19 protein-coding genes and 5 pseudogenes are annotated in these 24,021 nt (G+C 60.4%); 15 read left to right on the top strand and 9 right to left on the bottom strand.

Annotated features, from left to right (window positions below; translation table 11 throughout):
- Together NKJ73_RS32420 and NKJ73_RS32425 are read right to left on the bottom strand one after the other, a co-directional pair.
- On the bottom strand, positions 1–2,672 hold a 2,672-nt coding region (locus NKJ73_RS32420), incomplete at its 3' end, for an AMP-binding protein (protein ID WP_352572439.1).
- Positions 2,617–3,342, bottom strand: coding sequence for an aminotransferase-like domain-containing protein (locus NKJ73_RS32425; protein ID WP_352572441.1), 726 nt, complete (start codon positions 3,340–3,342; stop codon positions 2,617–2,619). The genes NKJ73_RS32420 and NKJ73_RS32425, both read right to left, overlap by 56 nt.
- A gap of 209 nt (positions 3,343–3,551) precedes the next feature.
- On the opposite strand from NKJ73_RS32425, the gene NKJ73_RS32430 reads away from it, so the two are divergent.
- Positions 3,552–4,616 (top strand): hypothetical protein, encoded by a 1,065-nt coding sequence (locus tag NKJ73_RS32430; protein WP_352572443.1) that lies wholly within the window; start codon positions 3,552–3,554, stop codon positions 4,614–4,616.
- A 22-nt stretch (positions 4,617–4,638) separates the two neighbouring features.
- On the opposite strand, the pseudogene NKJ73_RS32435 reads toward NKJ73_RS32430, so the two are convergent.
- From NKJ73_RS32435 to NKJ73_RS32445, 3 genes and pseudogenes are all read right to left on the bottom strand, one after another.
- Positions 4,639–5,598, bottom strand: a pseudogene (locus NKJ73_RS32435) (DUF4158 domain-containing protein); the annotation flags it as partial.
- Positions 5,599–6,018: 420 nt separating this feature from the next.
- Complete coding sequence (locus tag NKJ73_RS32440) at positions 6,019–6,459, bottom strand: hypothetical protein (RefSeq protein WP_352572445.1); 441 nt, start codon at positions 6,457–6,459, stop codon at positions 6,019–6,021.
- 28 nt (positions 6,460–6,487) lie between these two features.
- Positions 6,488–6,670 carry a hypothetical protein gene (locus NKJ73_RS32445; protein ID WP_352572447.1) on the bottom strand — a complete coding sequence of 61 codons (183 nt, stop codon included), beginning with the start codon at positions 6,668–6,670 and terminating at the stop codon, positions 6,488–6,490.
- A 663-nt stretch (positions 6,671–7,333) separates the two neighbouring features.
- Here NKJ73_RS32445 and NKJ73_RS32450 point away from each other — a divergent pair.
- The 7 genes and pseudogenes from NKJ73_RS32450 to NKJ73_RS32480 all read left to right on the top strand — a co-directional run bounded on the left by NKJ73_RS32450 (position 7,334) and on the right by NKJ73_RS32480 (position 13,631).
- Positions 7,334–7,579, top strand: coding sequence for a hypothetical protein (locus NKJ73_RS32450; RefSeq protein WP_352572449.1), 246 nt, complete (start codon positions 7,334–7,336; stop codon positions 7,577–7,579).
- Positions 7,580–7,588: 9 nt separating this feature from the next.
- A pseudogene (locus NKJ73_RS32455) lies at positions 7,589–8,069 on the top strand (integrase); the annotation flags it as partial.
- A 921-nt stretch (positions 8,070–8,990) separates the two neighbouring features.
- Positions 8,991–10,196, top strand: coding sequence for a plasmid partitioning protein RepA (repA, locus tag NKJ73_RS32460; protein ID WP_352572468.1), 1,206 nt, complete (start codon positions 8,991–8,993; stop codon positions 10,194–10,196).
- 66 nt (positions 10,197–10,262) lie between these two features.
- Positions 10,263–11,267, top strand: coding sequence for a plasmid partitioning protein RepB (gene repB, locus NKJ73_RS32465; protein WP_352572450.1), 1,005 nt, complete (start codon positions 10,263–10,265; stop codon positions 11,265–11,267).
- Between the two features lie 157 nt (positions 11,268–11,424).
- Positions 11,425–12,630, top strand: coding sequence for a plasmid replication protein RepC (repC, locus tag NKJ73_RS32470; protein ID WP_352572452.1), 1,206 nt, complete (start codon positions 11,425–11,427; stop codon positions 12,628–12,630).
- Positions 12,631–12,720: 90 nt separating this feature from the next.
- Positions 12,721–13,152, top strand: a complete 432-nt coding sequence (locus tag NKJ73_RS32475; RefSeq protein ID WP_292193787.1) for an Xre family toxin-antitoxin system antitoxin — start codon at positions 12,721–12,723, stop codon at positions 13,150–13,152.
- Positions 13,149–13,631, top strand: coding sequence for an RES family NAD+ phosphorylase (locus tag NKJ73_RS32480; protein ID WP_352572454.1), 483 nt, complete (start codon positions 13,149–13,151; stop codon positions 13,629–13,631). The genes NKJ73_RS32475 and NKJ73_RS32480 overlap by 4 nt, the downstream gene beginning before the upstream one ends.
- A 21-nt stretch (positions 13,632–13,652) precedes the next feature.
- Here the strand turns inward: NKJ73_RS32480 and NKJ73_RS34415 are convergent.
- Positions 13,653–13,808: pseudogene (locus NKJ73_RS34415) on the bottom strand (integrase); the annotation flags it as partial.
- Between the two features lie 176 nt (positions 13,809–13,984).
- Between NKJ73_RS34415 and NKJ73_RS32485 the strand changes: the two are divergent.
- Positions 13,985–15,443 (top strand): annotated as a pseudogene (locus NKJ73_RS32485) (replicative DNA helicase).
- Between the two features lie 39 nt (positions 15,444–15,482).
- Here NKJ73_RS32485 and NKJ73_RS32490 read toward each other — a convergent pair.
- Complete coding sequence (locus NKJ73_RS32490) at positions 15,483–16,157, bottom strand: protein-L-isoaspartate(D-aspartate) O-methyltransferase (protein WP_352572456.1); 675 nt, start codon at positions 16,155–16,157, stop codon at positions 15,483–15,485.
- Positions 16,158–16,415: 258 nt separating this feature from the next.
- Entirely contained in the window at positions 16,416–17,588 is a 1,173-nt protein-coding gene (locus NKJ73_RS32495) for a site-specific integrase (RefSeq protein ID WP_352572458.1), read from the bottom strand.
- An 83-nt stretch (positions 17,589–17,671) separates the two neighbouring features.
- On the opposite strand from NKJ73_RS32495, the pseudogene NKJ73_RS32500 reads away from it, so the two are divergent.
- The 6 genes and pseudogenes from NKJ73_RS32500 to NKJ73_RS32525 form a co-directional block, all read left to right on the top strand.
- Positions 17,672–17,923: pseudogene (locus NKJ73_RS32500) on the top strand (type II toxin-antitoxin system Phd/YefM family antitoxin); the annotation flags it as partial.
- Positions 17,924–17,996: 73 nt separating this feature from the next.
- Positions 17,997–18,428: a plasmid maintenance toxin (PemK-like) gene (locus NKJ73_RS32505; protein ID WP_352572462.1), complete on the top strand. Its 432-nt coding sequence runs from the start codon at positions 17,997–17,999 to the stop codon at positions 18,426–18,428.
- Between the two features lie 241 nt (positions 18,429–18,669).
- The gene (locus NKJ73_RS32510) at positions 18,670–19,809 is read left to right on the top strand and encodes an RHE_PE00001 family protein (protein WP_352572464.1); all 1,140 of its coding nucleotides are present in this window, start codon (positions 18,670–18,672) and stop codon (positions 19,807–19,809) included.
- Positions 19,810–20,266: 457 nt separating this feature from the next.
- Positions 20,267–21,232, top strand: a complete 966-nt coding sequence (locus tag NKJ73_RS32515) for a tyrosine-type recombinase/integrase (RefSeq protein ID WP_352572466.1) — start codon at positions 20,267–20,269, stop codon at positions 21,230–21,232.
- Positions 21,222–22,226, top strand: coding sequence for a phage integrase SAM-like domain-containing protein (locus NKJ73_RS32520; protein ID WP_023804129.1), 1,005 nt, complete (start codon positions 21,222–21,224; stop codon positions 22,224–22,226). Before NKJ73_RS32515 ends, NKJ73_RS32520 begins: the two co-directional genes overlap by 11 nt.
- 13 nt (positions 22,227–22,239) lie before the next feature.
- On the top strand, positions 22,240–23,232 hold the full coding sequence (locus NKJ73_RS32525) for a hypothetical protein (RefSeq protein WP_051408015.1): 993 nt from the start codon (positions 22,240–22,242) through the stop codon (positions 23,230–23,232).
- Positions 23,233–23,514: 282 nt separating this feature from the next.
- Here the strand turns inward: NKJ73_RS32525 and NKJ73_RS32530 are convergent, their stop codons facing one another.
- The gene (locus NKJ73_RS32530) at positions 23,515–23,841 is read right to left on the bottom strand and encodes a transposase (protein ID WP_198032957.1); all 327 of its coding nucleotides are present in this window, start codon (positions 23,839–23,841) and stop codon (positions 23,515–23,517) included.
- Between the last annotated feature and the right edge of the window lie 180 nt (positions 23,842–24,021).

Genomic DNA, 24,021 nt, shown 5'->3' on the forward strand with positions numbered 1-24,021 from the left:
AGCAGTTGCTGTAGCCGATCGGTACTCCGCCCCTCTCCGACATAGACGTCGAACAATCGGGCAGTCATCCAGGCCACGGTGACGCCTCGGTCCTGGATGATCTGGGCCAGCGTTGCGGTCGAGAGGTGACGTTCAGGATGGAGCACAACGCTGGCGCCATTCGCCAAGGCTCCCCAGATCTCGAACGTGGCCGCGTCGAATGTGGGCGAGGATGCATTGAGAAAGACGTCGTGCGGGGAGATCTCAACGAAATCGTTCCCAGCCACCAAACGCACCACTCCCCGATGCTCGACCATGACGCCCTTTGGGGTTCCGGTGGAGCCGGAGGTGTAGATGACATAGGCGAGATGGCGGGATGTCAGGCCAAGGGCGCCCGGGTCGGGGTCGCAAGCCGGCAGCCCGGCCCAGGCTGGGGTGGCCGTATCCAGTTCGACCACGCTCACATCGGCCAGCGCCTCGGTGCCCAGTGCTGCGCGGCCGGCCGCATCGCAAAGCAGCAGCCGCGGGGCGGCTTCCGCGAGAACCTGCCGCAGCCGCGCGCAGGGATAGGCCGGGTCCAGCGGCAGATAGGCGCCGCCCGCCTTCAGGATCGCCAGCAGCCCCACCACCATCGCCGGGCTGCGCTCGACGCAGATCGCCACCGGCTGGTCCGGCCTGACCCCGAGCCCGATCAGGTGATGCGCCAGCCGGTTGGCCCGGGCGTTGAGCTCGCCATAGCTCAGCTCTTCGTCCTCATGCACCAGCGCCACCGCCTCCGGCGCCTGGCGCACCTGCTGCTCGAACAGCTCCTGGATGCACCGCTCCGACGGATAGTCCGCCGCCGTCCGGTTCAGATCCTCCAGCAGATAGCTGCGCTCGGTGACCGGCAGGATGTCCAGCTCCCGCACCGGCTGCCCGGCATGGCCCAGCACACCGCACAACAAAGCTTGCAAATGCTGTGTCATGCGCTCGACCTGCTCCGGAGCCAATCGACTGGCATCATAGTGCCAGCGAAAGGTACCATCCAGAGCGCAAACCTCAAACGTCAGCAACTCGCCCGGCAGCGCTGCCTCGCACACCTTCGAGGCTGAGTGAACAACGGCACCATTGTTTTCTGCCGCAATCGCCATTCCAACCGGCCAGGGCCGTTGCGATCGTAGCGCCTCCATCCCCTTTAATGGCGGGCAGCGCCCGATAAGATCGCGCGCAAAGCTGTCGCGCTCCCTCAGCTGAGCACATTCGGCCGCCACCGCTTTGCGTATTTCTTTGAAGTCATCGGCAAGGTCGATGGTGACTTCCATGGGCACGGCAGAAGCGATAACGGCCTCCACTGTTTGCACGCCGGCTCGCGACGCTGTCGGCGCCGGCGTCCATCCCAGCTGGAGCTCTCCCTGGCCTGTGATGCGGGCCAGATAGATCAGCCAAGCCGTTACCAAGTATTCCACCCGATCAATGGCCGACAGCTCGGCCAAGGCCCCTGGACTTAGCCACGAACTCGACTGCCATCTCGCCAGCGCTTCGGCTGTGCCGGATGACAGGAAAGGCGGCTCCACTATTTTAAACTGCTCAAGCCGCTGCCGCCAGAAGTCCTCTGAAGGCGCTATCTCCTCATGGATAGCAGTTAGGCGCCGCACCTGACCGTCGCTCAAGACGGGAAGGGCCACGCCTTCATCCAGGTTGCAGCGGCTGGCGAGTGCTCCCGCCTCCAGAGCCTGGCCGTCCAAGCTGCCAAACCAGACGTCGACATCCTGCGTACCCGTCGCCACACGCCAATGGCTCGGATGTATTTCAAGCAGGCGACCTGCCGCAAAGCCCGAGCGACGAGGCAGCACCTCCAAGCGCCTGACGGCGACAACCTCTTCCCCTACGAGGGCCTTGCACAGACACAATGGATTGGGATGATACGGCCCAAAATCCAAGGCCCGCGTCATCGCCGACAGAGATTGCGCGGATCGATCCCAACGCAGAATACCTGCCGCATCGGGACGCCGATGTCTGGGAAAGTAGCTTCTGTCTTCCAATGCCTGCGGACGAGTACTGAGCTTGCCCCCCGCTAAACCAGTTAAAAGCTCGCGAAAGCCCTGGACAGCGGCTTCGTAACATTTGAGGTTCAGGGTCAGTGCCGTATCGGCGGGCGTCACCAACACTTGTCGCTGAACCGCCACGTCACCCGTGTCAACACCGTCAGCGATACGATGCCACGTGATGGCATGCTCGGTCTCTTGCGCCAGCAGAGCCCAAGACGTCGCGTGAGTTCCTGCATATCGCGGCAATGGACCGTCGTGGTAATTGAAAGCACCTCGACGCACTCGCCCAAACACATCCGGTGGCAATATGAACGGATTAGCAACAGAAAAAAGCCATTGCACCGGCTCGGTGTTTAGGAAAGTCGAGAGCTCTTCAACAGTTGCAACGCACAAGATGTTGGCGCCAGTCGCCCACGCTGCGAATATGGCGTCACAACACAGGGCCGCACCAATAACGTGGCCCATCTCCATCGCCAGCTGAACGCACCTGATAGCAAGTGTACCACTGCCAACAAAGACGCTGGAAGAGATCGATCGGGCTGCAGGTTGCCCATCCCTATTGCCTGGTTTGCAAGCGTCTGCGCGCTCCGCAAGAGACCAATGTGCCATCTTACCCCAACCCACGCCACAGATCCGGCAAGTCCCGCCCCATGCGCCGCGCCACATAGCGGCCCAAACCTGTCACACCGGTTCGGATTTGCTCGGGGGTAGCCGCGCTGAACGCTAACCGAATCCGGCAGTCTTGAGAGTTATCCGACGCAAAGAACGACAGCGGCATAACAATGTCATTGTCACGCATTGCACACTCGGTCGCGCTCTCCGAGCCGAATCTGAAAGGAAGAGCAAGAGTTAGAAAGAAGCCGCCAGCGGGTCGATTCCACTGAATCTGATCCGAGAAAGGCGAAAACATACTGTCCAGCCGATACAGCATGACGTCGCGATTTGCGCGATACCAATGAAGCGCCGGCCGAATCCAGTCGCGCAGGCTTGCCCCCTGCTCTATCAAGAGCCCCGCCACGATCGCTTGTGTAATCTGGCTTGTATTGAGGCTAACGAAACTCTTGCGCTGGACCAGCCCTGCGATCCTGGCTCTGTGCCTTGGCAAAGCACAAAGCACATCCCGTCGCGAACCACGTCCGCACGTCACTCCAGTCTTCTTACCTTTAATCCGCGAACGACGTCTGAGCGTAAATCCAAGGACATCTTGAAAAAAAGAGATGTCCAATTTATGAACCGCCAAAGCAATGTGATCAATGCTACGTGGAATAGCATGGCGACTAACCGCGACGGCGCCTTGCAGAACACCATTAATCGGTGGGTTCGCAGGATCATTCACTTGAGGCTCCTTCATTTTGGATGTCGCGATAAATCCAAAATCGCTTGCTTCCTAATGCATGAGTAACTTCGAGCATCCGCCGCCAATTCGTTTGGAGCGATCATCGGAGGATCTTCTGCTCAATCTGTTGGCGCAAATAATGCGCCAAAGAGAAAGTCAGTTCTAAAACAATATGATGGCACTACGGCTGCTATGTCGGATATCAGACGTTGTCGAATTTCAGACGACAACAGGCCAGCGGAGTTGCCACCCTTACTCACTCTGAAAAGGTTCTCGCCGGCTTGGGACGCCTGATCCACAGGCTGGACCTATGCCCTTCTCGCCGGGTCTGCCCCGATTGCCACACGTTTCGGCTGGTCAAGGACTACACCATGCGCCGAATTCGAACAGTCTTTGGTACTGTGGAGGTTCGCAATTCACGTTGGATGCTGTGCCAGCACTGTTACCCAGGAATGGTAGCCCGCGTTCGCGCCGCTGAAGGAAATCTGTCCGGATCGGGCAACGCCCGAGCTGATGGAACTGACGGCGCGACTGGGAGCATGATGCCGTACCGGCAGGCCGGCAGCGTGCTCGCCGAATTCCTGCCCATCGAACCGACCGAGACGCATGCGACCGTGCGAAAGCGGACCATCAAAGTCGGCGAGCGGCTCGACGACCAGATCACTGAGGAAACCTGGCGCGCGAGAATGCAGATGGAGGAACGACATCAGCTCGAAATGCAGCTTCCTGGCGATCGACGCAAAGAGTCCGTCATCAGCATCGATACGGCGCACGTTCGCAGCGCCGATCCCAATTCAGCGCGAAACTTCGAGCTCGTCGTGGCCAGATGCGGTCGCGGAGGTCGGGGCGAAGTCGGCGGTCGCTACTTTGTCACCGCCAACACTGACCAACCTGCGATACGTGATCGAGCGCTCCACGCTCTTGGGGAAGAAGGCGAGCTCTCAATATTGCGTCTCCACAGCCTCGGGTCTCAGCTCCTCACCTACGTTCGTTCGAACCGCAGTGCGATCGTGAATTACGGAAAGCGCTACCAAGCCGGACTTCGCGTGGCCACGACCCTTGCCGAGTCGGCGGTCAATTCCGTGATCGCCAAACGCATGGTCAAGATGCAGCAGATGCGCTGGTCTGTACACGGTGCTCACATGCTGATGCAGGTTCGGACAGCCGAGATAAATAGGGAACTTCGCGACCGACTGCGGGCACGATTTCGAGCACCAGAGCCGAGCGTGCCCTCACTATTCAAGCCCAAACCGCCCCTACTGTGCGCCGCGTAACCCCGGAGAAGTTACCGGTCTCCCTGCAATCCATGTGCCGTTGTTTCTTACGGTTATTGGCCTGAGGGAACAGTCTTCCCATCAGCTTAATGAACATCGTCACAGCATCGTCGGTGAGCTTCTGGCTAAGTTTGATGACCTGCGCCACGATCAGCGCGTGTCGACGACTGGCATTGAAGTCGTTAGCCAGCCAGGCCGGTGTAGCATTGCCTTCACGGGATCATCTGGTCCCACCGTCCGGGTGATATTCGCGCCTGCAGTTTCGGATCGATCTCCAGCGTCCGCACGTAGGCGACACGGTCGGCCAGCCCGACCAGGTTTGAGGCACCTGGCGCATCTGGCGCTGATCGCAGCAAATGAAAGCGCGTCCTGCCCGATCGTTTGGTCAACCTCCAGAAAACGGTCGAGGTCTTGCAGCCTATTAGATGAAAGGCCTTCGATCAGCGTCTGTTCCGCACGCGACGAGCGATAGCGCGAGCCGCGATCCCCATCCGCTCGATAATGTTGGCTCCCGCCAGCAGCGAATTTCGATTGCGGAACTCCGCCACAATGGCGCCAGCTATCGAAGCACCGGCGTCTGTTGTTGAGGACATCTCGATTGCCGTCAGCAATGCGGCACGCCGATCTTCGGCAGTTGCGTTTCGCTTCCGCAGATAACGTAGGAGATGAGCAATGTGATTGCTGCGGGTCTCCTCACGACGGGCATACAACCTGAATGCGGTCGAGCTTGCACCTATTTGCCCAGCAACATAGTCAAGCATAGCTTTTGGCGGAACCTCGTTAGCCAACAGTGGCCGGCCGGGATAACGCATAAGCAGAGTTGGATCGCAAAGCCGGGCTGATTGTGTTCGCGCCGCCATAGCTGGATTTCCAGCAAATCGGCCGGCGCAAGAGAATAGTGGCGGATTAGACTGTCTTCGTCGATCGGAATGTCGAGTAGCGTCTTTCGTTCGTGTTCTTTGAGAAGCGCACGTCGGGCCACTTTCCACTCCGCGCTAGAACGGTCGTCGCCAAGCCTCTGTCCAAAGCAGCCTAGCGGTACAGGAGGCAAATGGCGTATCCACAGCGAACATCCGGGTGTTCACTTTCCGTTCTGCCTTAGCGCAAGATTCGGAACAACTCTTGTTCCGGTCCCTCAATGCTGACGAGCTCATCGCGCTCCTCAAGCTGAGGTGAGCAACCGACCCGGAAATATTCAAGAGCGATGCAAACGGAGGCTGTCCCGGTTGATCTGCCCCACTCTTCATAAACGCGGCCAATCCCGCTGACCCCGCATCAGGCCACGCGGAACACTCCCTTGATACAGGCTGGGTTACGGATGCAGATCTGGATGTGGCTCTTTTTAGAGAACCCTGATCCATCAAAAAGCTCGCCACCCTCCTGATATAACCCGCGCAAGCTGTCAGCTGGCGGCAAGCCAATCTCCTCGATCATCCCAATGCAACGTCATGATCGCGGCGCAGTCCCTGCGGCGGAAGAGGGCATCCTTACCGCCTGCGTTGGTCGGCACGGCGCTGTTGCTTGCTTGAGACAGAGCGACGAGTTTGTCGTAGGCCTGGGCCAACGCTACGAGGCTTTGCTCATTCAAGGTGTCTATGCAGTTCCCTAGCGTGAGGGCGGCACCCACTACCATCGGATCCTTGACGCGCCCGTATGTGACCTGTTGAGCGGCGAAGCTGAGCGCCCGCGCCGGGTTTGCCTCCCAGAAGTAGATACCATGACCGAGCCAGTCGTAATCATTTTCGGAGGGCTTAAACTCTTGGCGGGCAAGAATCTTCTCGCCGACCGCCTTGTCGCAGCCGTGATAAGCGAGCAGGAGATTGGTGCTGAGTGCGTGATACATAAAGAAAGACGCCCTGTGGAGGGCGTCTCTAAGCGACCTTCGGCTTCGGTCGTGCCTTCACGTCTTTGGCGCGATAGGGCGATGCCAGTTTGCCCTTGGCGGTAAGGATTCCGATTTTTGTGAGCTTTTTTTGCGCAGCCTTCTTGGATTCGCCGGATGCCTCCTTAGCGTTCTTTTCGAGGCGGCGTAGTACGTCGGTTGTGAAATCCATGTTCACCTCACAAAACGCGAATTCAGCTGATTTTGCTGACCCCAAAGGTAGGAAGTTTTGCCCGAGTTCAACAAATTTTCAGATTTCGCGTTGGTGTCCAAACGGCTTCTTGTGACGCTTGGCGGTTCGTACATTCGTATGTACGAACCGCCGCTTATGCTGATGTCAGCGTCTGTCTGACCTGCGCGCGAGGGACGCCAACATGACCGCAGAACCGATCCGCATACCGGACGACGCTTCCGTTTGAGCCGTCCTGAAAAGGCTCGATCCGGTGTCGGCCGACGCCGAGCTCGCCCCCTGCCCTCGCCAACGCCTTTCCCGGCTTCGATTTCACCACAGCCGCGATCGACGATTTTTACTGATGCGGCGACGCCCGCACCGTTTTCTCCCCCAGTGGCACGTGCATCGGCGACCATCGCGCCTGGGATCGAGCGCGAGTTTGCCGACCTCGACGGCGACCTCACCGCCTTCTGGACGCGGCATCGCGAGAGCGGGTCTTGCTTTTCCGAATGGCGCGGCGCCAGTGACGTTGCCCCCAAGTTTTATCCAATCCTGAGTTCGCTCCGGCGATCAATGTTGCCCTGTTGGGCGGTTTGAGCGACGGGCACAGGCGCGGAGGGGCGCGACCGGCGCGAGATCGGCTCTATCCCGCGGCCGCTGAAAATGCCAACTGAGCGGGTGCTCTCCGACGAAGGCGTCTCGGTGCACCGGCTGATGGAACGCATCGAGGCGATCGATACGCAAAACGGCCTGCCCTTTGCCTGGTTCTTCCTGATGACGCACGGGCAGTGGGTTGATCCGGACGTCGGCCACGCGATCGCGGCTGGGTTGCGCGCGGGGCGCGTGCGGCTGCCCGACCCCGACGCCGCCGTGCTGCTCGCCTGGCCGGACAAGCCGTATCTGTTTTAAGCAAGCACTATGGACCTTCGGCTTCCAAAATCTCCATTTGACGCAAAACTGCGGCGCGCCGAGGCGCTCGACGCAATTGGATTCGGTGCTGCCCTTCGACCCCCGCGCGTTTCTGGCCGGGATCTTGTCCGACGACGACGTCGAGACGCTGCGCCATCTGCCAAACGAGGTATTGGCGAAAACTCGCTAAAGGCACTTGCGTAGACCTGGGGCTATCTTGAAACCTGGTGCCAGGCCGCCTTAGGGGAGCCCATGCCCCAGCCGGCGCCGCAAGCGCTGCTGATCAAGTTCGTCGCGCATCATCTGTGGGATCCCGCAAAGCGGGAAGCCGATCTTGCACACGACATGCGGGCCGACGTCTCGGCGACGCTGAAACCCGAGGGGGCTTTTACGCAGCGACGGGCCGCACGCGCCCTCGACGGTTCGCCGGCGGACGAACTGGTCGACGCTTACGATGTGGCGCGGCTTGGTGGCAAAGTTCAACGCGCCGGGGCCGTGGCACGACCTTTCTGCCGTCGACTATTTGCGCGGCGGACTCGCTACCTCGCATCAATAGACTGCCGTCTAAATGGCAAAAAACTTAGTGAAAACAATCGGACAGCTGACAGTGCCCTGTTGTACGCGAGGTCGAAAGGGCCCCAACAAGACCGGAAGCGTCTCAGTTCGAATATTCAGAGCGCTGCCGCAGGCCTGCTCCAGCGGACAACAGCGCATAGATCGCGTCGTCTGTCCACGCGCCTTTGAACCACTCAGATAGTCGGAAATGAGCCTCTTTCAGAAGCCGGATTCTTCGAGAACGCGGAGCGCCGGTCGATAGGACGCAATGATGCGGTGAATGGGGAATTGCAGAAGGCGCATTCGATCAAACCGCGGGCCGCTTCGATAGCGTAACTTTGATTCCAATATTGCTGACCCTATAGTGGACCCGATCTGCGCCAGCCAACCGTCTCGAATGTCTTGAGGCCGCAATCGCCGACAATCCTTCGATCTTCATTGCGCTCAAGAGCAAACTGGAACCATCCCGGATTGCCTGGATTGTGCATCGCGTCTATTCCAGGAATGCGCATCCGTCATCTTCGGTGAAGGTCTCCCAGCTTTGAAACCGGGCGACCTCGGGCTTGGCGCACATCGCGCCGAAGACATCAGGGATCGAGCGGGGTGAAAGCGGCGAGCGGGTAGGCGGTGCGATTCGAAGAAATGCGTCATCGAAAACATTTCGCATGCCCGGGATAGACGCGTGGACCGCGCCGAGGTTCAAACTGAGATAAACCAGTTCCGTATGACCTTCTGCCGCCAGTTAGCGTTAACCTTTTGTTAACTTAAAATTTCTTGTCGGGACAAACGAATCGGACATAATGACGGCATTCGAAAGAATTTCGGCGAAATGCCGTCACTTGAGGTTCCGGAAAGCATGAACGTTTTAGCGCCCGTGTCGAAACCCCTCTTCGACGACACGATTCTGGCACAAGGCCGCGAGATTTCCAGGAAGCTGAACCAGCTTCGTTTCGAGACCTTCCCACCGAACGCCAGGAAGACCTTGCGGCAATTTTCACTCGGGGAAGCGGCGTATTTTCTCGGGGTCTCGACTAGTAATCTCAAGAAGCTGCACCTTGAAGGCAAGGGTGTCGAGCCAACTATACATGCCGGAGGTCGCCGGACATATTCGGCAGAGCAGATCATGGAGCTGCGTCAATGGCTCGACCGTCACGGCCGAGCCGATGTGAAGAAATACGTTCCTCACCGGCGCAGGGACGAGAAGCTGCAGGTCGTTGCCGTTGTTAATTTCAAGGGGGGCAGCGGAAAGACAACGACGGCCGCACACCTTGCGCAACATCTGGCGCTAACGGGGCACCGTGTATTGGCCATCGACCTCGACCCACAGGCTTCGCTGTCGGCCCTGTACGGCATCCAACCCGAACTCGACAAGAATCCGTCGATCTACGAAGCGATCCGTTACGACGACGAGCGGAAGGCCATCACCGACGTGATCTTGCCGACAAACTTTCCAGGCTTGGAACTTATCCCTGCATCGCTAGAATTGCAGGAATATGAGTATGACACTCCACTGGCGATGCAGGACAAGAATTCCGTCGCCGGGAAGACGTTTTGGAATCGCATCGAAAAAGTCCTGCGGGAGGTCGATAACCGATACGACGTGGTCGTAATCGATTGTCCGCCCCAGCTCGGCTATTTGACGCTGACCGCTTTGTCGGCGGCGAGTTCGGTGCTGATCACTGTACATCCGCAAATGCTCGACCTGATGTCCATGTCGCAGTTCCTTCTGATGCTCGGGGACATCCTGAAGACAATTCGCCAGGCGGGCGGCGACGTAGATTTAGATTGGTTCAGATATTTGATCACTCGATACGAACCGACCGACGTCCCGCAAGCCCAGATGGTCGGATTCATGCAGTCAATGCTCGCGTCGCAAATGCTCAAGACGCCGATGTTGAAATCGACCGCGATTTCGGATGCTGGGCTAACGAAGCAGACGCTTTATGAGGTCGAGAAATCCGGGATGATTAGGGCAACGTACGACCGTGCCATGGAGTCGATGGAAGCGGTTAACGCGGAAATCAGAGAACTGATCCACGGGGCTTGGGGACGTACCAAATAGACGGCCGTCTAAGTCAGGTGTTATGCAATGAAATCAGATGAATGACCCAAATTTCGGGACGCTGAAATGGCAAGAAAGAACGTTTTCGACAATTTGATGCGGGAATCCGCGCTCGAAACGGCAGAAGATGGCGAGCCAGCTTCCGGGTTTCGCAAATTCGGAGCGGCGAGGTCCATCTCATCGTCGATCGATGAATTGGCCAGGCGGGCCTCCAAACTCGCCGAAGGCGAAACGGTTGTTGAAATTGATCCCGACCTTGTCGACAGGTCATTTGTGCCCGACCGCATGAGCGTTGATCAGGACGAAGCATACCGCGAACTGCTGGAGGCAGTCAGGGAGAGGGGACAGGATACCCCAATCCTTGTAAGACCCCATCCCAGCACCGAAGGCCGCTACATGGCCGTTTTCGGACACCGACGGGTGAGAGTTGCCAAACAACTCGGGAGGCCTGTCCGCGCCGTGGTGAAGACGCTGGCAGACATCGACCACGTTGTCGCACAGGGGCAGGAAAACTCCGCCCGCGCCAATCTTACGTTTATTGAGCGCGTTCTGTTCGCCCAGCAACTGGACGGGCTTAGTTTCAGCCGCGAAATCATCCAATCTGCTCTGTCGGTCGACTACCAGACCCTCTCTAAGATGCTGACGATTCCGAAAGCTATCCCCGCGGTCGTCATTGATGCGATTGGGCCGGCCAAAGGGATTGGACGCGACCGGTGGTTGGATCTTCGGAAACTCGTCGAGAACCCCAAGAACACGCCAATTGCCAAGAGCTATGTGGCCAGCGAAGACTTCGCGGCCGCGGATTCTGACGAGCGTTTCAACCTGCTCTTTGATTTTCTGAATGGAGCGAAATCCAATAAGGCGATCAGGAAAGGGCTCGCTCCGCGAAACGACAGAACCTGGGCACCGGCTGACAAATCGGTCGCCGCGACGATTAGAAACAATGGAAAGGCCTTCAGTCTGGCGCTGAAAGCGAAAGACGCGGCCGAGTTCGGCGAATACATTTCGGAGAACCTGGACAGCCTTTACGAGGCATTCAGAACGTCGAAAGAAAAGGCAACAGGAGACTAAACCCGCAAAAGAAAAAGGCCCCCGAACGTCACCGTAGCGGAAGCCCTTCTCGTCTCTGGACAATTCGAGAATCTCATTTCCGCGAATCAGTGTCAAGAGTTTTAAGCGTCGATTCGGCGGACGGATTTCTTTTGCCTAATTGAAGGCGAAGGAAGAAATGGAGACGGGTATTGCAACCACGCCCTTTGGGCGGCGGCCGATGTCGCTTGCCATGCTGGCAGCGCAAAACGAGTCACGTGAGATCCCCAAGGGCAGGGTCGTCGACAAGTGGCAGATCTACCGCAACCTCTGCGAGGGCAAAAGCATCGTCGGCATCGGCGATCGCGCCCTGGCCGTCCTGAATGCGTTGCTGTCATTCTATCCTGACAGTGAGCTGAGCGAGGAAAACGGCATCATCGTGTTTCCCTCGAACGCACAGCTGTCCCTCAGGGCGCACGGCATGCCCGATTCCACCTTGCGGAGGAACCTGGCGGAACTGGTGGATTGCGGTCTAGTCATCCGTCGGGACAGCCCGAACGGAAAGCGTTATGCACGGAAGGCCAGGGGTGGGGAGATCGAGGAAGCATTTGGCTTCTCGCTGGCGCCGCTGCTGGCCCGTGCTCAAGAGTTCGAGGCGGCGGCCGAGCGTGTTCGCGCCGACAACAGGGCGCTCAGGCTTATGAGGGAACGCATTACGCTACACCGCCGCGATATCCAGAAGTTGGTCGAGGCGGCCGTTGAGGAAGACGTGCCGGGCGACTGGGGAGGCCTGTGGAGGCGTTTCCGCGCCGTTGTAGAGACAATTCCGCGGCGAGCCGGCATTGCCGAGCTCGAACCTATCGTGGCCGATCTGGCCGCGTTGCGTGACGACGTGGACAAGCTGCTGGAAATCCATATGGAATCTACGAATCCGAGCGGCAATGAGTCCCAAAGCGAGCGGCAGCAATCTGATTCAAATACCGACTCTATTTTTGAATTTGAACCTGCTTTAGAAAAAAGCGGGGTGAGGGCCGAGCCACTAACGAGGACCGCAGAGCCGCCGAAAACCTATCCGCTGGGGCTAGTGCTGAAAGCCTGCCCCGAAATCGCCGACTACGCCGTTGAGGGGATCGGCAACTGGCGCGATCTCATGATAACCGCCGCCCAGGTGCGGGGATACCTGGGCGTTTCGCCGTCGGCGTATGAGGATGCCTGCCATGTCATGGGTCAGGAGATCGCCGCCGTGGTGATTGCCTGCATTCTGCAGCGGGCACAGCACATCAATTCCGCGGGCGGATATCTGCGGGTGCTCACCGAGAAGGCGAGGGCAGGGGAGTTTTCGGTCGGGCCGATGCTGATGGCGGCATTGCGAGCGAACGGCGTGACAGCAAAGATGACAGGGTGACCGTTTTGCGGATCGGTTCGCGCTGATGCAGGGGCTTGCATGGCGCATCATGTGAGGCTATATTTTGCCTCACATGGAATGGAGAGTGAAATGCTAGCGTTCGGAAACGTCGCCGACGTGTTGGGGCTGCCCGTCAAAGAGGTGGCGGCGCGGTCGCCTTTCGGGCTGATCTCCCGGATCGAGCATGGACTTCCCATTGGGGCGCTCGAGCGCGTTGCGCATCTTCTGGCGCCTGGCGATGCTCAGTTCAAATACCGGCTGATCCCCAAGGCGACCTACGAGCGGCGCAAGGCGGTACATCGCCTCTCGTCGGACGAGGGTACACGATTGGCCCGCGTGGCGCGCGTCTGGGGCCTTGCTGTCGATGTCTGGCAAAACGAAGAGGAAGCGCGCGATTTCTTGTTTCGGCCGCACCCGATGATTGAGGACAAGCGACCGATCGACGTCGTTATCCTGAGCGAGTTCGGCGCCGAAATGGTGGTCGATATCCTCGGAGGTCTGAAGTACGGCAGTGCTGCGTGACAGCGCAGACACTCGATCGCACGCTATCGTCCTTTCGCATCGGCGATCCGGCCGGCACCTACCCGATCTTCGACGCGACCGGCTCGACAATGGCGCCAGGGCGATGGAACACGCCCGGAAGTCCTATCATCTACACCAGCGAGCATTATTCGACGGCCCTGTTGGAAAAGCTGGTGCATGGCAGCGGCCGACTGCCGCCCAACCAGCACTACATCGAAATCACGATCCCGCGCGGGCTGAGCTACGAGGTCTTTTCGCAGCCGTCACTGCCCGGGTGGGACACGATGCCGGCGACGGTGAGCAAGGGTTTTGGCGAAACCTGGTGTTTAGAACGGCGCAGCGTCATCCTGCTGGTGCCGAGTGTCGTGGCGCGTCTCGATAGCAATGTGCTGATCAATCCAGCGCATCCGGAGTTTTCAAGGATCCAGACAAGTCTGCACCAGCCCGTCTACTGGGACCGGCGGCTGTTTGGCGCGTAACGGGGAGAGGCTTTCTGTCGCCTACAACCCCGAGGCCTTAGTGGGATTGACGCGGATCCGGTCACGTCGGCGCTGATATCGGCGGGTCATCTCGGCCGAGGCGTGGCCGAAATGTTTTGCACATAGCGCTCGTCGACCTCGGCCGAAAAAAGCAAGCCGGGCGCGCAGGGAATGGCCCACGGCCACTTTGGGAAAAGCGCACTCATGGCTTCCGCTACGCGAATCGGCTACAGGAAAATCAATGGCTTGCGATCTGGTCGGGCGGCCTTTTGATACGCTCCTCGGCCCGCTCACCAGGTTATGCCGGACAAGTAGCTTCGTTCAGTTCGGGCTGGATACGAACTGGAACCGGCATGGCAGAAGCAGCGCGAAAATTCGGCGTGGCGGAAACACCGCTCTATCGCGAGGCGCCGAACAACATCGAAGCCGAGCAGGCGCTACTCGGCGCCATCCTGGTCAACAACGATGCCTTCTACCGCGTCTCGGACTTCCTGAAATCCGGCCATTTCTACGAGCCGCTGCACAGAAAAATCTTCGAGGTCGCCGCCGAACTCATTCGCATGGGCAAGGTGGCGACGCCGATCACGCTGAAGACCTTCCTGCCGGCCGACGAGAAGGTCGGCGACATGACGGTTGCGCAATATGTTGTGCGGCTGGCTGTCGAGGCGGTCACCGTCGTCAACGCCGCCGACTACGGCCGCGCCATCTACGATCTCGCCACGCGGCGCGCACTGATCACCGTCGGCGAAGACATGGTCAACATCGCCTATGACGCGCCGGTCGACATGTCGCCGTCCGAGCAGATCGAGGATGCCGAACGGCGCCTGTTCGAATTGGCCGAGACGGGCCGCTACGATGGCGGCTTCGAGAGCTTCACCGATGCGGTTAAAACCGCCGTCGACATGGCCAACGCCGCCTATATGCGCGACGGACATCTGTCGGGCGTCGCCACGGGCCTGCGCGATCTCGACCGCCGCATGGGCGGCCTGCAGCCGTCCGATCTGATCATCATCGCCGGCCGCCCCGGCATGGGCAAGACGTCGCTCGCCACCAACATGGCCTTCAACATCGCCGAGGCCTATGTGCCGGCGCAACAGGCCGACGGCTCGTTCAAGGCGGCCAATGGCGGCGTCGTCGGCTTCTTCTCGCTCGAAATGTCGTCGGAACAGCTGGCTACCCGCATCATCTCCGAGCAGACCGAAATCCCGTCGTCAAAAATCCGCCGCGGCGAGATCAGCGAGATGGACTTCGAAAAGCTGGTCGCCTGCTCGCAGACCATGCAGAAGATTCCGCTTTTCATCGACCAGACCGGCGGCATCTCGATTGCGCAGCTGTCGGCGCGCGCGCGACGGCTGAAGCGCCAGCGCGGCCTCGACGTCATCGTCATCGACTATATCCAGCTGATGCAAGGCTCGAGCGCGAAATCCTCGCAGAACCGCGTGCAGGAAATCACCGAAATCACCACTGGCCTGAAGGCGCTGGCCAAAGAACTTGCCGTGCCGATCATCGCGCTGTCGCAGCTGTCGCGCCAGGTCGAAAGCCGTGACGATAAGCGCCCGCAGCTGTCGGATCTGCGCGAATCGGGCTCGATCGAACAGGACGCCGACGTGGTGATGTTCGTTTACCGCGAGGAATACTATCTGAGACCGCGAGCCGAAGCTCGGCACAGACGAATACATCAAATGGGAAAACGAGATGAACGAGATGCGCGGCAAGGCCGAGGTCATCGTCGCCAAGCAGCGCCATGGACCGACCGGCTCGGTCAGCCTCGCCTTCCAGGGCGAATTCACCCGCTTCTCCGACCTCGCCTAGGAGCATCATATTGCTGAGAGGTTTGAGTAGCGGAGCTCATCAGACGGTTTCGAGCCGGCTGAACCGAACTGGGATAAGCTGCCGAGTCTTCAGTTGCCCTGCCGAATCCTTGTCGATGACCGTCAGCAACTGCACTTCTTCAGGTCCCACAGGCAAAACGAGGCGTCCCCCCGGCTTGAGTTGCTTCAGTAAAGCCGGGGGCGCCTGCCCCGCCGCCACGGTGACCAGGATCTTGTCGAATGGAGCGTGCTCAGGCCAGCCGCGAGACCCGTCCCCGACACGAATGCCGACATTGGAGAAGCCGAGACCTCCCAGGAGAGCCTCGGCATGGCTTGCAAATTCCTCGATTATTTCGACGCTCCAAACTTGTCCGGCGAGTTCAGCGAGGATTGCGGTTTGATAGCCCAGGCCGGTGCCGATCTCGAGCACCGCCTCGTGCGGTTGCGGCGCAAGGAGATCGGTCATGAGAGCAACGAGGAACGGCTGCGAGACGGTTTTATCGAAGCCGATCGGCAGCGGCATGTCCAGGTAGGCATGTGGCGCAACCGATGCTGGCACGAAGAGATGCCGCGGCACTCGCCGCATCGCCGCCATTACCCGCTCATCGAGCGCCGCCTTGCCGAGTTCGTCGCTTGCAAGGTCGGTATGGATTGCAATCATCTCGACCATGTGCCTGCGTAGTACCGCGAGATGCTCTTCGGTCATTGGCTTCATGACGATCGGGCTTTCCTCAGCCAGGCTTGCTGCAACAGACAGCCTTATATCCTGTTCGTCACAGCAACGCCCATCATCGTTTCCAGTTGCGGTGCCCATGGCGAGCGTAGGGATTTGGCCGTTGCGTCTTGGGCGCTATCGGCGGCGGCGCACTCGCAGAAACCGAACGACTGTTGAGGTGACGGCAGATGCCGAGTGCCGCAGCCGGTGGGAGTGAACGCCCTAGGACCAAGAGCATCTCAGGCCTTGCCAATCTGGTCAGGCAAGAACCCGCGCCGCCCGCCCGAGCGTCCGTTCCGCGTCATTGTAGTAGTTGGACGCCTGTTGCACCGAACGGTGCTGTGACTGCTGCATGGCTTCAGGCAGTGGAATGCCGCGACGGGCGGTTTCGGTGAGATATCCAGAGCGCAGGCCATGGGCGGAAAACGCCGCCGGGTCGAGCCCGGCCTCGGTGACGCGGCGCTTGAGGATCAGGTTGACGGCCTGCGGCGTCAGAGCGCGTTTTTCGAGATTGCCCCAACGGTCGATGCCGCGGAAGACGGCGCCCTCGGTGATCCCGGCGCGTTCGAGCCACGATTGCAGCATCGTCACCGGCCGGCCGACGAGCAGCACGAAAGCGTCGCTGTCGGCCTGTGTGGTTTTTGTCCGGCCGAGCCTGATCGACAGGCACGGCAGTTTGTCGCCGTCGGGTGCTTTGGGATCGGCCGGCACTGGCTCTTCTTCGACAAGCTGTTCGACGCCGAGAGCAGCAATTTCGCTGCGGCGGCGGCCGCCCGATGCGAAGGCGGTGATAAGCAGGGCGCGGTCGCGCACGTCGACGAGACGGTCGCCGGCGCAGGTGTTGAGCAGGGCGGTCAAAATGTCGGCGGTCACGGCCTTCTTGCTCTTGCGGCTGCGCGGACGGGCGCTGGCGCGCACCGCCAGTTTTATGGCGCTCTGCAGGCCCGGGGCTGAAAAATTTCCGCGCAAACCGCGCCATTTGGTCAGCGTCGACCAGCTCGACAGTCGCCGGCGCACGGTGTTAGGCGCGTGCGGTCCGTCGCTGCGCAAAAGCCCTTGGGATTTCAGCGTCGCCGCGACGTCGGCCGGCATGCCGTGCGCCGGATCGGATTCGCGTTTCGCAAAATCCCACAGGTGATGCGCGACGAATTTTATTAAGAGCGCCTGCGGCGCCGGCCAGGGTAGCGGCTGTCCGGTCGCGGCCAGCGACCAGCCCTCGAGATAGCCGAGGTCGGAGGCCAGCGCCCGCAGAGAGTTTGCGCCAATGCCTTCCTTGGCCAGATGGCGCAGCGTTGCGACGTCGTCGTCGGTCAAAACCCCGGCCAGAAAATCGCGGCGGTCGAACGGCAGCACGGAGTCCAGCGCGTCGAGGGCTTCGGCCCGTCGCGCGACAATTTCAGCATTCTGAGTCTTGGCAAGCGGCCCTGTCACTGGCTCGGTTCCATCTGGCTGGCGCCCAATACTTGCGGAAAGCCCGGAAAGCCCGTATATTCCGGAACAAAGGAGTTTTGGCCATGACCACCACCGTCACCGCCGCCGCCGTCTCGAAAAATTTTGGCGCCTATCAGGATGCCGCGGTCCGCGATCCAGTCATCATCACCAAGAATGGCCGCCCGCGCACCGTGCTGCTGGCCTACGATGATTTTGTCCGGCTGTCGAAGCGCGACCGCCGGGTCGAGCTGACAACAGAACTCAGCGCCGACGAGATCGCTGCGGTCGAAGCCTCCGAAATGGAGCCGGGTCTTGACCATCTCAACGACGAGCTCCCTGGGTCAAAACCCTCGGGGTCAAAACCCGTTGGGTCAAGACCCTCCGGGGCAAAAGGCCTGACGGCAAAAAATGCTGCCGGCTGAAATCAAGGTCGGCCACGTCTTCCGTTATTCCTATCTCTGGCATTGGCAACACCGCGAGGGCCGCGAAGAAGGCGACAAGGACCGGCCTTGCCTGGTGCTGGCGCTGGTCGCCATGCAGGAGGACGGCAGGCCGGTCGTCCGCGTCCTGCCGATCACCCACACGCCGCCGTCCGATCCTGATGATGCCATCGAGATCCCGGCTGCGGTCAAGCTGCGTTTGCGGCTTGACGGTGAGCGGTCGTGGATCGTTTTGACGGAAAGCAACCGGTTCGCCTGGCCGGGGCCTGACATCCGGCCGCTGGAGACGGAGAGCGGCTATTACGGGCCGCTGCCGCCGGCGTTGTTTGCCGCTGTCAAGCGCCGGTTTGTCGCCATCGCAACAGGCCAGGCGCACACGAGCACGTCGCGCACGGCGTGACAGCGGCTGGTGCTGCGGCATGCCGGGCGGCATCAAGGCAGGGGCAGTCTCCATCAAGGCGTCTTCCAGGCATCTTCTGCGGCCGTCGCGGGCTGTGCTTAGGCCGAGTCTAGCGCTTTTGCGCGTCAAAAACCATCACTATCGATAAGAGGTGATTATCGATAGTGATTTTTGCCTCTGAAGAAACACGACGTAAGTCCAGTGAGACCCTCACTAGCTTGACCAATGCGAATCAGCCATCATGAAAACAATGGCTTACACGCTCGACAAACTGCCCCTGGAAACCCTGATCGGGCCGGTTGCCCGCGCGACCGAGATTTTGGTCCGCCTCGACGAGCGGGTCGCCCGCTCTCCCGTCCGCGACGGCTTTGTCGAACGCCAGCATTTTGTCGACGCGGCCTCGGCGCTTTGGCTCGCGGGCGAACTCGTCCACCTCGAGGACCTCGTGCTGCACGACGCCCACATGGACATCCGCACCCCGACCCACGAACTCACCCGGGCGCACGCGGTGCTGCGAACTCGCCGACGGATTTTTGCGCAAAAGCCGGACTGGGCGCTCAGCCGCGACGGTTTTTTGGCGCTGACCGGTCGCGGCGGCGCCATGCCGGCGGCGGGCCAAAAAAGCCGGGACGCGGAGGGAGCTGGAGCCAGCTCCTTTGAAGCCGACGATCGCGATGACGCTGAGGCTAACCGGCTGGCCGAAGAATTTGCCGAGATCGATGCCGTCCTGGCGCGCTCGTCGAAGATTCTCAGCGGCGCCGACGTGCGGGTGAAAGCGGCGCGGCCGGACGACCGGCCGGAGCCGCAAAACGGCCTGATCTACGATCTCGACTGGAATGAGGAAGAACGGCTGGCCGAATGGCAGGTTGTGCTCGCCGGGACGCGCGATCTGCCGGTCGTCCTGCGCGCCGCAATCCTGCTTGAGGCATGGTCCGACATCGAGGTGCTGCAGCATGCCGCCTGGCTCGGGCCACTGTTCGTCGCCTCGCTGCTGCGGCAGGAGGGGCTCGCCGCCCACCATCTCGCTTGCATTCATCTCGGCGCGAAAAACATTCCGCGGGAGCGGAGGCGGGCGCGCAATCGCGGCGATCGGCTGCTCGCCTTGCTCGATGCCATTCACGACGCAGCAGTGGCTGGCCTGAAGGAGCATGACCGTCTCGTGCTGGCAAAAAGCCAGATGGAGCGGCGGCTGCGCGAACGCCGCGCCAGCTCGAAACTGCCCGACCTGGTCGAGCTGGTGCTGTCGCGACCGCTCGTCTCTACCGGCATGATCCAGGAGCGGCTAAAGGTGACAAAACAGGGCGCGCTCAACCTGATCGGCGAGCTTGGCCTGCGCGAGATGACGGGCAGGGGAAGGTTTCGGGCATGGGGTGTGATCTAACGGTCCTCCCAACCACACGCCTTTGGGAGGCCGATTAGATTGCTGCTCGACTAGCCTCTCAATTGTCCGGCGTTGCGGCGCCTGTTTCGCCTGTGTTGGGCTCGACGTCGATGGTCGCGATCCCAGGGTCGACGTGCTTGGCAGTCACATATGAGAATCCCGGCAATCGGATTCTGCTGCCGAAACGTGGCTACGAACCGAAGGTCTGTTCACGTCTGGGAGCTTGGCGGATCGAATTGAACAAGCCTAAGCTCGCACTATTGACTGCAACGATTCGGATCGACGATGGCTGAGCAACCCCGGATCAAATATCTTTCGATCGCGAAGTTTCGGGGCATCGAGTCTCTGGAGTGGCGTCCAACGATCAAATAAACATCCTTATAGGCGGCGGTGACTCTGGGAAGAGCACTGTTCTACATGCAGTTGCGTTGCTGTTTAGCCTAACAAATACAATCAAGTGCTCGAAACGGACTATCTCAACCGATCCACGAAAGACGGGTTCTCGATCGAGGCGGTCGTCGAAATTCCAGCCGAAGTTGGAATTGCCGACTGTCAACAAGCCCTATGGCCATGGGAATGGGACGGGCAGAAGGCGGTCCTTCCGGATCCGAGTCATCAAGGCCATCCCGTCCAACCTGTCTTCAAATTCCGAATCCGCGGCACTGATGAACTTGAGCCAGTTTGGGAGGTCATTCAACCCAACGAGGACGTGGTTGCACTTTCGGTAGGCCTGCGGCGGAAGATCGGAGTCGTTCGCCTCGCCAACGACGATCGTAACGACCGTGATCTGAGGCTTGTCTCGGGCTCCGGCACTTTGATGCACATTGATGATCCGACAGGATCCGCAGTTTATCGACTGGCCTCTCGGCGGCGCAAGGAGCTTTGCGGCCTGGCCGTCTTCCAGGTTCCGGAGACGGCGCATCTGGACGACGAGGATCATCCCCTGATCGGCGTCCCGCTGACGATCACCAAGGGCGACAAGCCGCGCACGATCTACCCGCCGATCCGCCTGGTCGACCGGACGCAACGCTATATCGACGAGGTTCGCACGCCGCAGGTCCGGGCGTTGCGTCGTCAACGGCCGGACTATCGGCCGCCCTCCGCGCTCTTCCTCAATCTTCAGGGAAACGCGGTGAGCAAGGCGCGATTGACGGCGGTGTTTGCAGAGGCGTTCCGCGCGGCCGGGGTGACGGGAACCTTGCATTATCTGAGGCACACATTCGCGATGACGATGCTGGTGCGGCTGCAGCGGCAGGCATCGAGTACGCCGGACCTCAATCCGCTGAAGATCGTGCAGGTCCTGCTGGGGCACAGTTCGATCCAGAGCACCGCGATTTATCTGCGCTGCGTCGAGCTGAATGGACGGGACCTCGCTGACAGCATCGACTACCTCTATTGCGAACTGATCCCCGATGGCCGTTAGACGCGAGCGCATCGACCGGCGGCTGTCGGCCGCGACACCGATCATTCTGGACCAGTCGGCCGAGACCATCGTCGTCTTCCGCGACGGCTGGGGCGACGTTACAAAGCGCTACGATCCCGGCACGCTCGGCTTGCCGTTTGACGTTGCAATACTGCTGGCCGACGCCTTCCGTCATCATCATGCCGCCTCGAGCCGGGACACGCAGCGTCATTGCTGGATGGCGCTGCGGGCGTTCGCGCGCTTCGTGTCGGAAGACGGTCTTGTTGTGTCGGTCGACGATCTGACCAGTGCGATGGTCGGACGCTATATCGCGTGGCTGGATCGCCAGGTCGCAGAACAAACGAACCAGCCCTGGTCAAAGGGCTCGCGGGCGAATGTGCTGATGCAACTTCGCCAGATGATCGACTGGACGAAGCGCCGGCATCCGTCCCGGCTACCGTCACGGATCGACTTCCCCTGGCGGGTCTGGCCGAACCGTAGTGCCGATCCCCGGGCTCGTCTCGGCGGAGATGACCTCAAGGCAATCCTTCGCGCGTGCTATGAGGAAATTGACGAGGCGTGGGATCGCTTCGATGCGGGTCGGACCATCCTCGCCACGAGCGGCCCGGTCGATGGCGTCGATCCCGAACTTTGCGACATGGTCCGGGCGCTTGCTCGAGTGAACGACGGCGTCCTGCCGTCCCGAACGCTTGCGCTCCGCAGCCAGGCCAGCATGTCGGCGGTCAACCGCCATGGCGGGCTTCGTCATCTTGGCGGCTATCTTCACCTGACCGGCGAAACGGTCGTCGCGTTCTTCATCGCCATTGCGATCCAGACGGCGGGCAATCCGGACGCGCTGCGGATTATCAAGCGCGATTGCCAAGTCGCGCATCCGCTTGACGAGCATCGCATAATCGTCGAGTGGGCCAAGCCCCGGGGCCGGCGCGAAGGTGAAGCGCGCGCAAAGGCGATCCTTCGATTGCCGTCGGCGACATGCGGCGCCGAACCTGATTGACCGGTTGCTGGCGATGACGGCGCCGCTCGTCTCCCGATCCAGCCGGCAGGACCGCAATCGTCTGTTTCTGGTGAAGAGCGAGAAGAAGGACGCGGTGACGCTGATTGCGGAGGCGACCTTGTCGCATGCCCTGAAGCCGTTCATCAAACGCTCCAATGCCCGCATCGCCATCTGGAACAAGGCCGCACCGGAACGCGCACGTCAACTCTTGCCGGATTTTGCCGCCATTCTGTTGCGGGGCAGCGTGGCACCCGAATACTACAAGGCGTCCGGCGGCGATATCGCTGCAACACAGGACGTGCTCAACCACGCCCGCGTCGATACGACCGAGCTTTACATCAAGGGACCGCAGACGCGCCGCATTCAGCGCGAAACCATCGCCCGATCGCAAGCGCTCATGCTCGGTTGGATCGTCGGCGCGAAGTCGGACGGCGAGGATCAGGCGCAACGCGACCGGATTGCGCTGGCGAGCGATGCGACGGTTCCGTTCAGCCATGATTGCCTCAACCCGGCCACGGGCACAGCACCGGGATCGGCGGCTGGCAGGATCTGCCGGCACTTTGGCGGATGCCTGCGCTGCCCGGGACTGGTTATCCCGATCGATGCGGATCACATGGCGCGCATTCTCCAGGCGAAGAAAGAACTGGAGCGCGCGCGTGAACGCATCGATCCGCGCCGCTTCGAGCTTCTGTATGCGCCGAGCCTGCGCATTCTCACCGAGAACATCCTGCCTGACTTCCCGGAACGACTTCGCGAAGAGGTCCGAACGTCGAATGTCGACCCTGCCAACCCTTCCGGCGCTGGAGTGAACGATGCAAGCGTCCACTGCATCCGATCTTGTTGCCGCCGCAAGGCCAGCACTCCGGATATCGGCGCGCTCGGTGTGGTCGGATCAGGTCTGGCATCTCGACGGCCATCGTCCCGGCGCAAACCGGAGCGACTTCTCGCTCGACTGGGGCTTTGCCCTTGCCGACGACAGCCGGTTCAGCGATCCGCAATGGGCTGACTGGCAAGAGGCGGCCAAACTGTTCCTGTGGAGCCTGAAGCTGGACCCGCCTCCAGGTCGCCGCAACGTTCACGAGTCGACGATCGTCCGTGTCTTCAACACGCTGCGGATGCTGATCCGCTGGATGGCGGCGCAAGGATACCGCAGCTTCGCCGATCTCGATCGTGATGGCTGCGATAGGTTCATGGCGGCAATGGCACAGCGTCCGGGCAGCAAGCCGGGCAAGGCGGTGATGACCGTGAGCCTGCAACATTATGCAAACTTGCTGACATGCCTGTATCTTCAGGGGGCCAAGTTCCTGGAAGTTGCGAACGACGAAAAGCGCGTGAACTTCGCCGGATTGCTCGCTGCCTCCGTCAGTGGCGCAACCATGCCCGACGAAAGCACCTTGCGGCGCCATGCATAGAGCTGCGAGGGGTCCAGCCCCTCGGAATGCGCAACTGCCGACACATTACCCCCTGGCGAGAAGGCTTCGGCGACAAGCCGTGCCTTCTCTTCGTCCGACCGATGGCGCGGCTTGCGTCGGGACGGCACAGGCTCCGCCGTCAAAATCTCGAATGTTCGATGATGGCTCATACTGTCGCTCACAGGATTCTCCGCATGATTCATGCTGAAAATGAGCGATCAACCGCCTGCACGCTACGTGGGGATGCCTACGCGCTTACGGAAAAACGGACTTTTCCAGCGATCTAGGATGACCGACACCGGGCTACGTCGCGCCAGCGCAATCGGCGCGCAGAAAATTAGGCCTACCCGCTCCGGGACCGCGGACCTCGTCAGCTTCTCGTA

The sequence above is a fragment of the Mesorhizobium sp. M0074 genome, assembly GCF_040322975.1.
Taxonomy (GTDB): domain Bacteria; phylum Pseudomonadota; class Alphaproteobacteria; order Rhizobiales; family Rhizobiaceae; genus Mesorhizobium.

Coding starts and splice junctions, on each gene's coding strand:
- NKJ73_RS32520 (WP_023804129.1), top strand. CDS start 21,222: ATGGCCGTTAGACGCGAGCGCATCGACCGGCGGCTGTCGGCCGCGACA.
- NKJ73_RS32490 (WP_352572456.1), bottom strand. CDS start 16,157: ATGAAGCCAATGACCGAAGAGCATCTCGCGGTACTACGCAGGCACATG.
- repC (WP_352572452.1), top strand. CDS start 11,425: ATGGAGACGGGTATTGCAACCACGCCCTTTGGGCGGCGGCCGATGTCG.
- repB (WP_352572450.1), top strand. CDS start 10,263: ATGGCAAGAAAGAACGTTTTCGACAATTTGATGCGGGAATCCGCGCTC.
- NKJ73_RS32510 (WP_352572464.1), top strand. CDS start 18,670: ATGAAAACAATGGCTTACACGCTCGACAAACTGCCCCTGGAAACCCTG.
- NKJ73_RS32530 (WP_198032957.1), bottom strand. CDS start 23,841: ATGAATCATGCGGAGAATCCTGTGAGCGACAGTATGAGCCATCATCGA.
- repA (WP_352572468.1), top strand. CDS start 8,991: ATGAACGTTTTAGCGCCCGTGTCGAAACCCCTCTTCGACGACACGATT.
- NKJ73_RS32445 (WP_352572447.1), bottom strand. CDS start 6,670: ATGGATTTCACAACCGACGTACTACGCCGCCTCGAAAAGAACGCTAAG.
- NKJ73_RS32450 (WP_352572449.1), top strand. CDS start 7,334: ATGCCAACTGAGCGGGTGCTCTCCGACGAAGGCGTCTCGGTGCACCGG.
- NKJ73_RS32440 (WP_352572445.1), bottom strand. CDS start 6,459: ATGTATCACGCACTCAGCACCAATCTCCTGCTCGCTTATCACGGCTGC.
- NKJ73_RS32505 (WP_352572462.1), top strand. CDS start 17,997: ATGCTGCCGGCTGAAATCAAGGTCGGCCACGTCTTCCGTTATTCCTAT.
- NKJ73_RS32475 (WP_292193787.1), top strand. CDS start 12,721: ATGCTAGCGTTCGGAAACGTCGCCGACGTGTTGGGGCTGCCCGTCAAA.
- NKJ73_RS32525 (WP_051408015.1), top strand. CDS start 22,240: ATGACGGCGCCGCTCGTCTCCCGATCCAGCCGGCAGGACCGCAATCGT.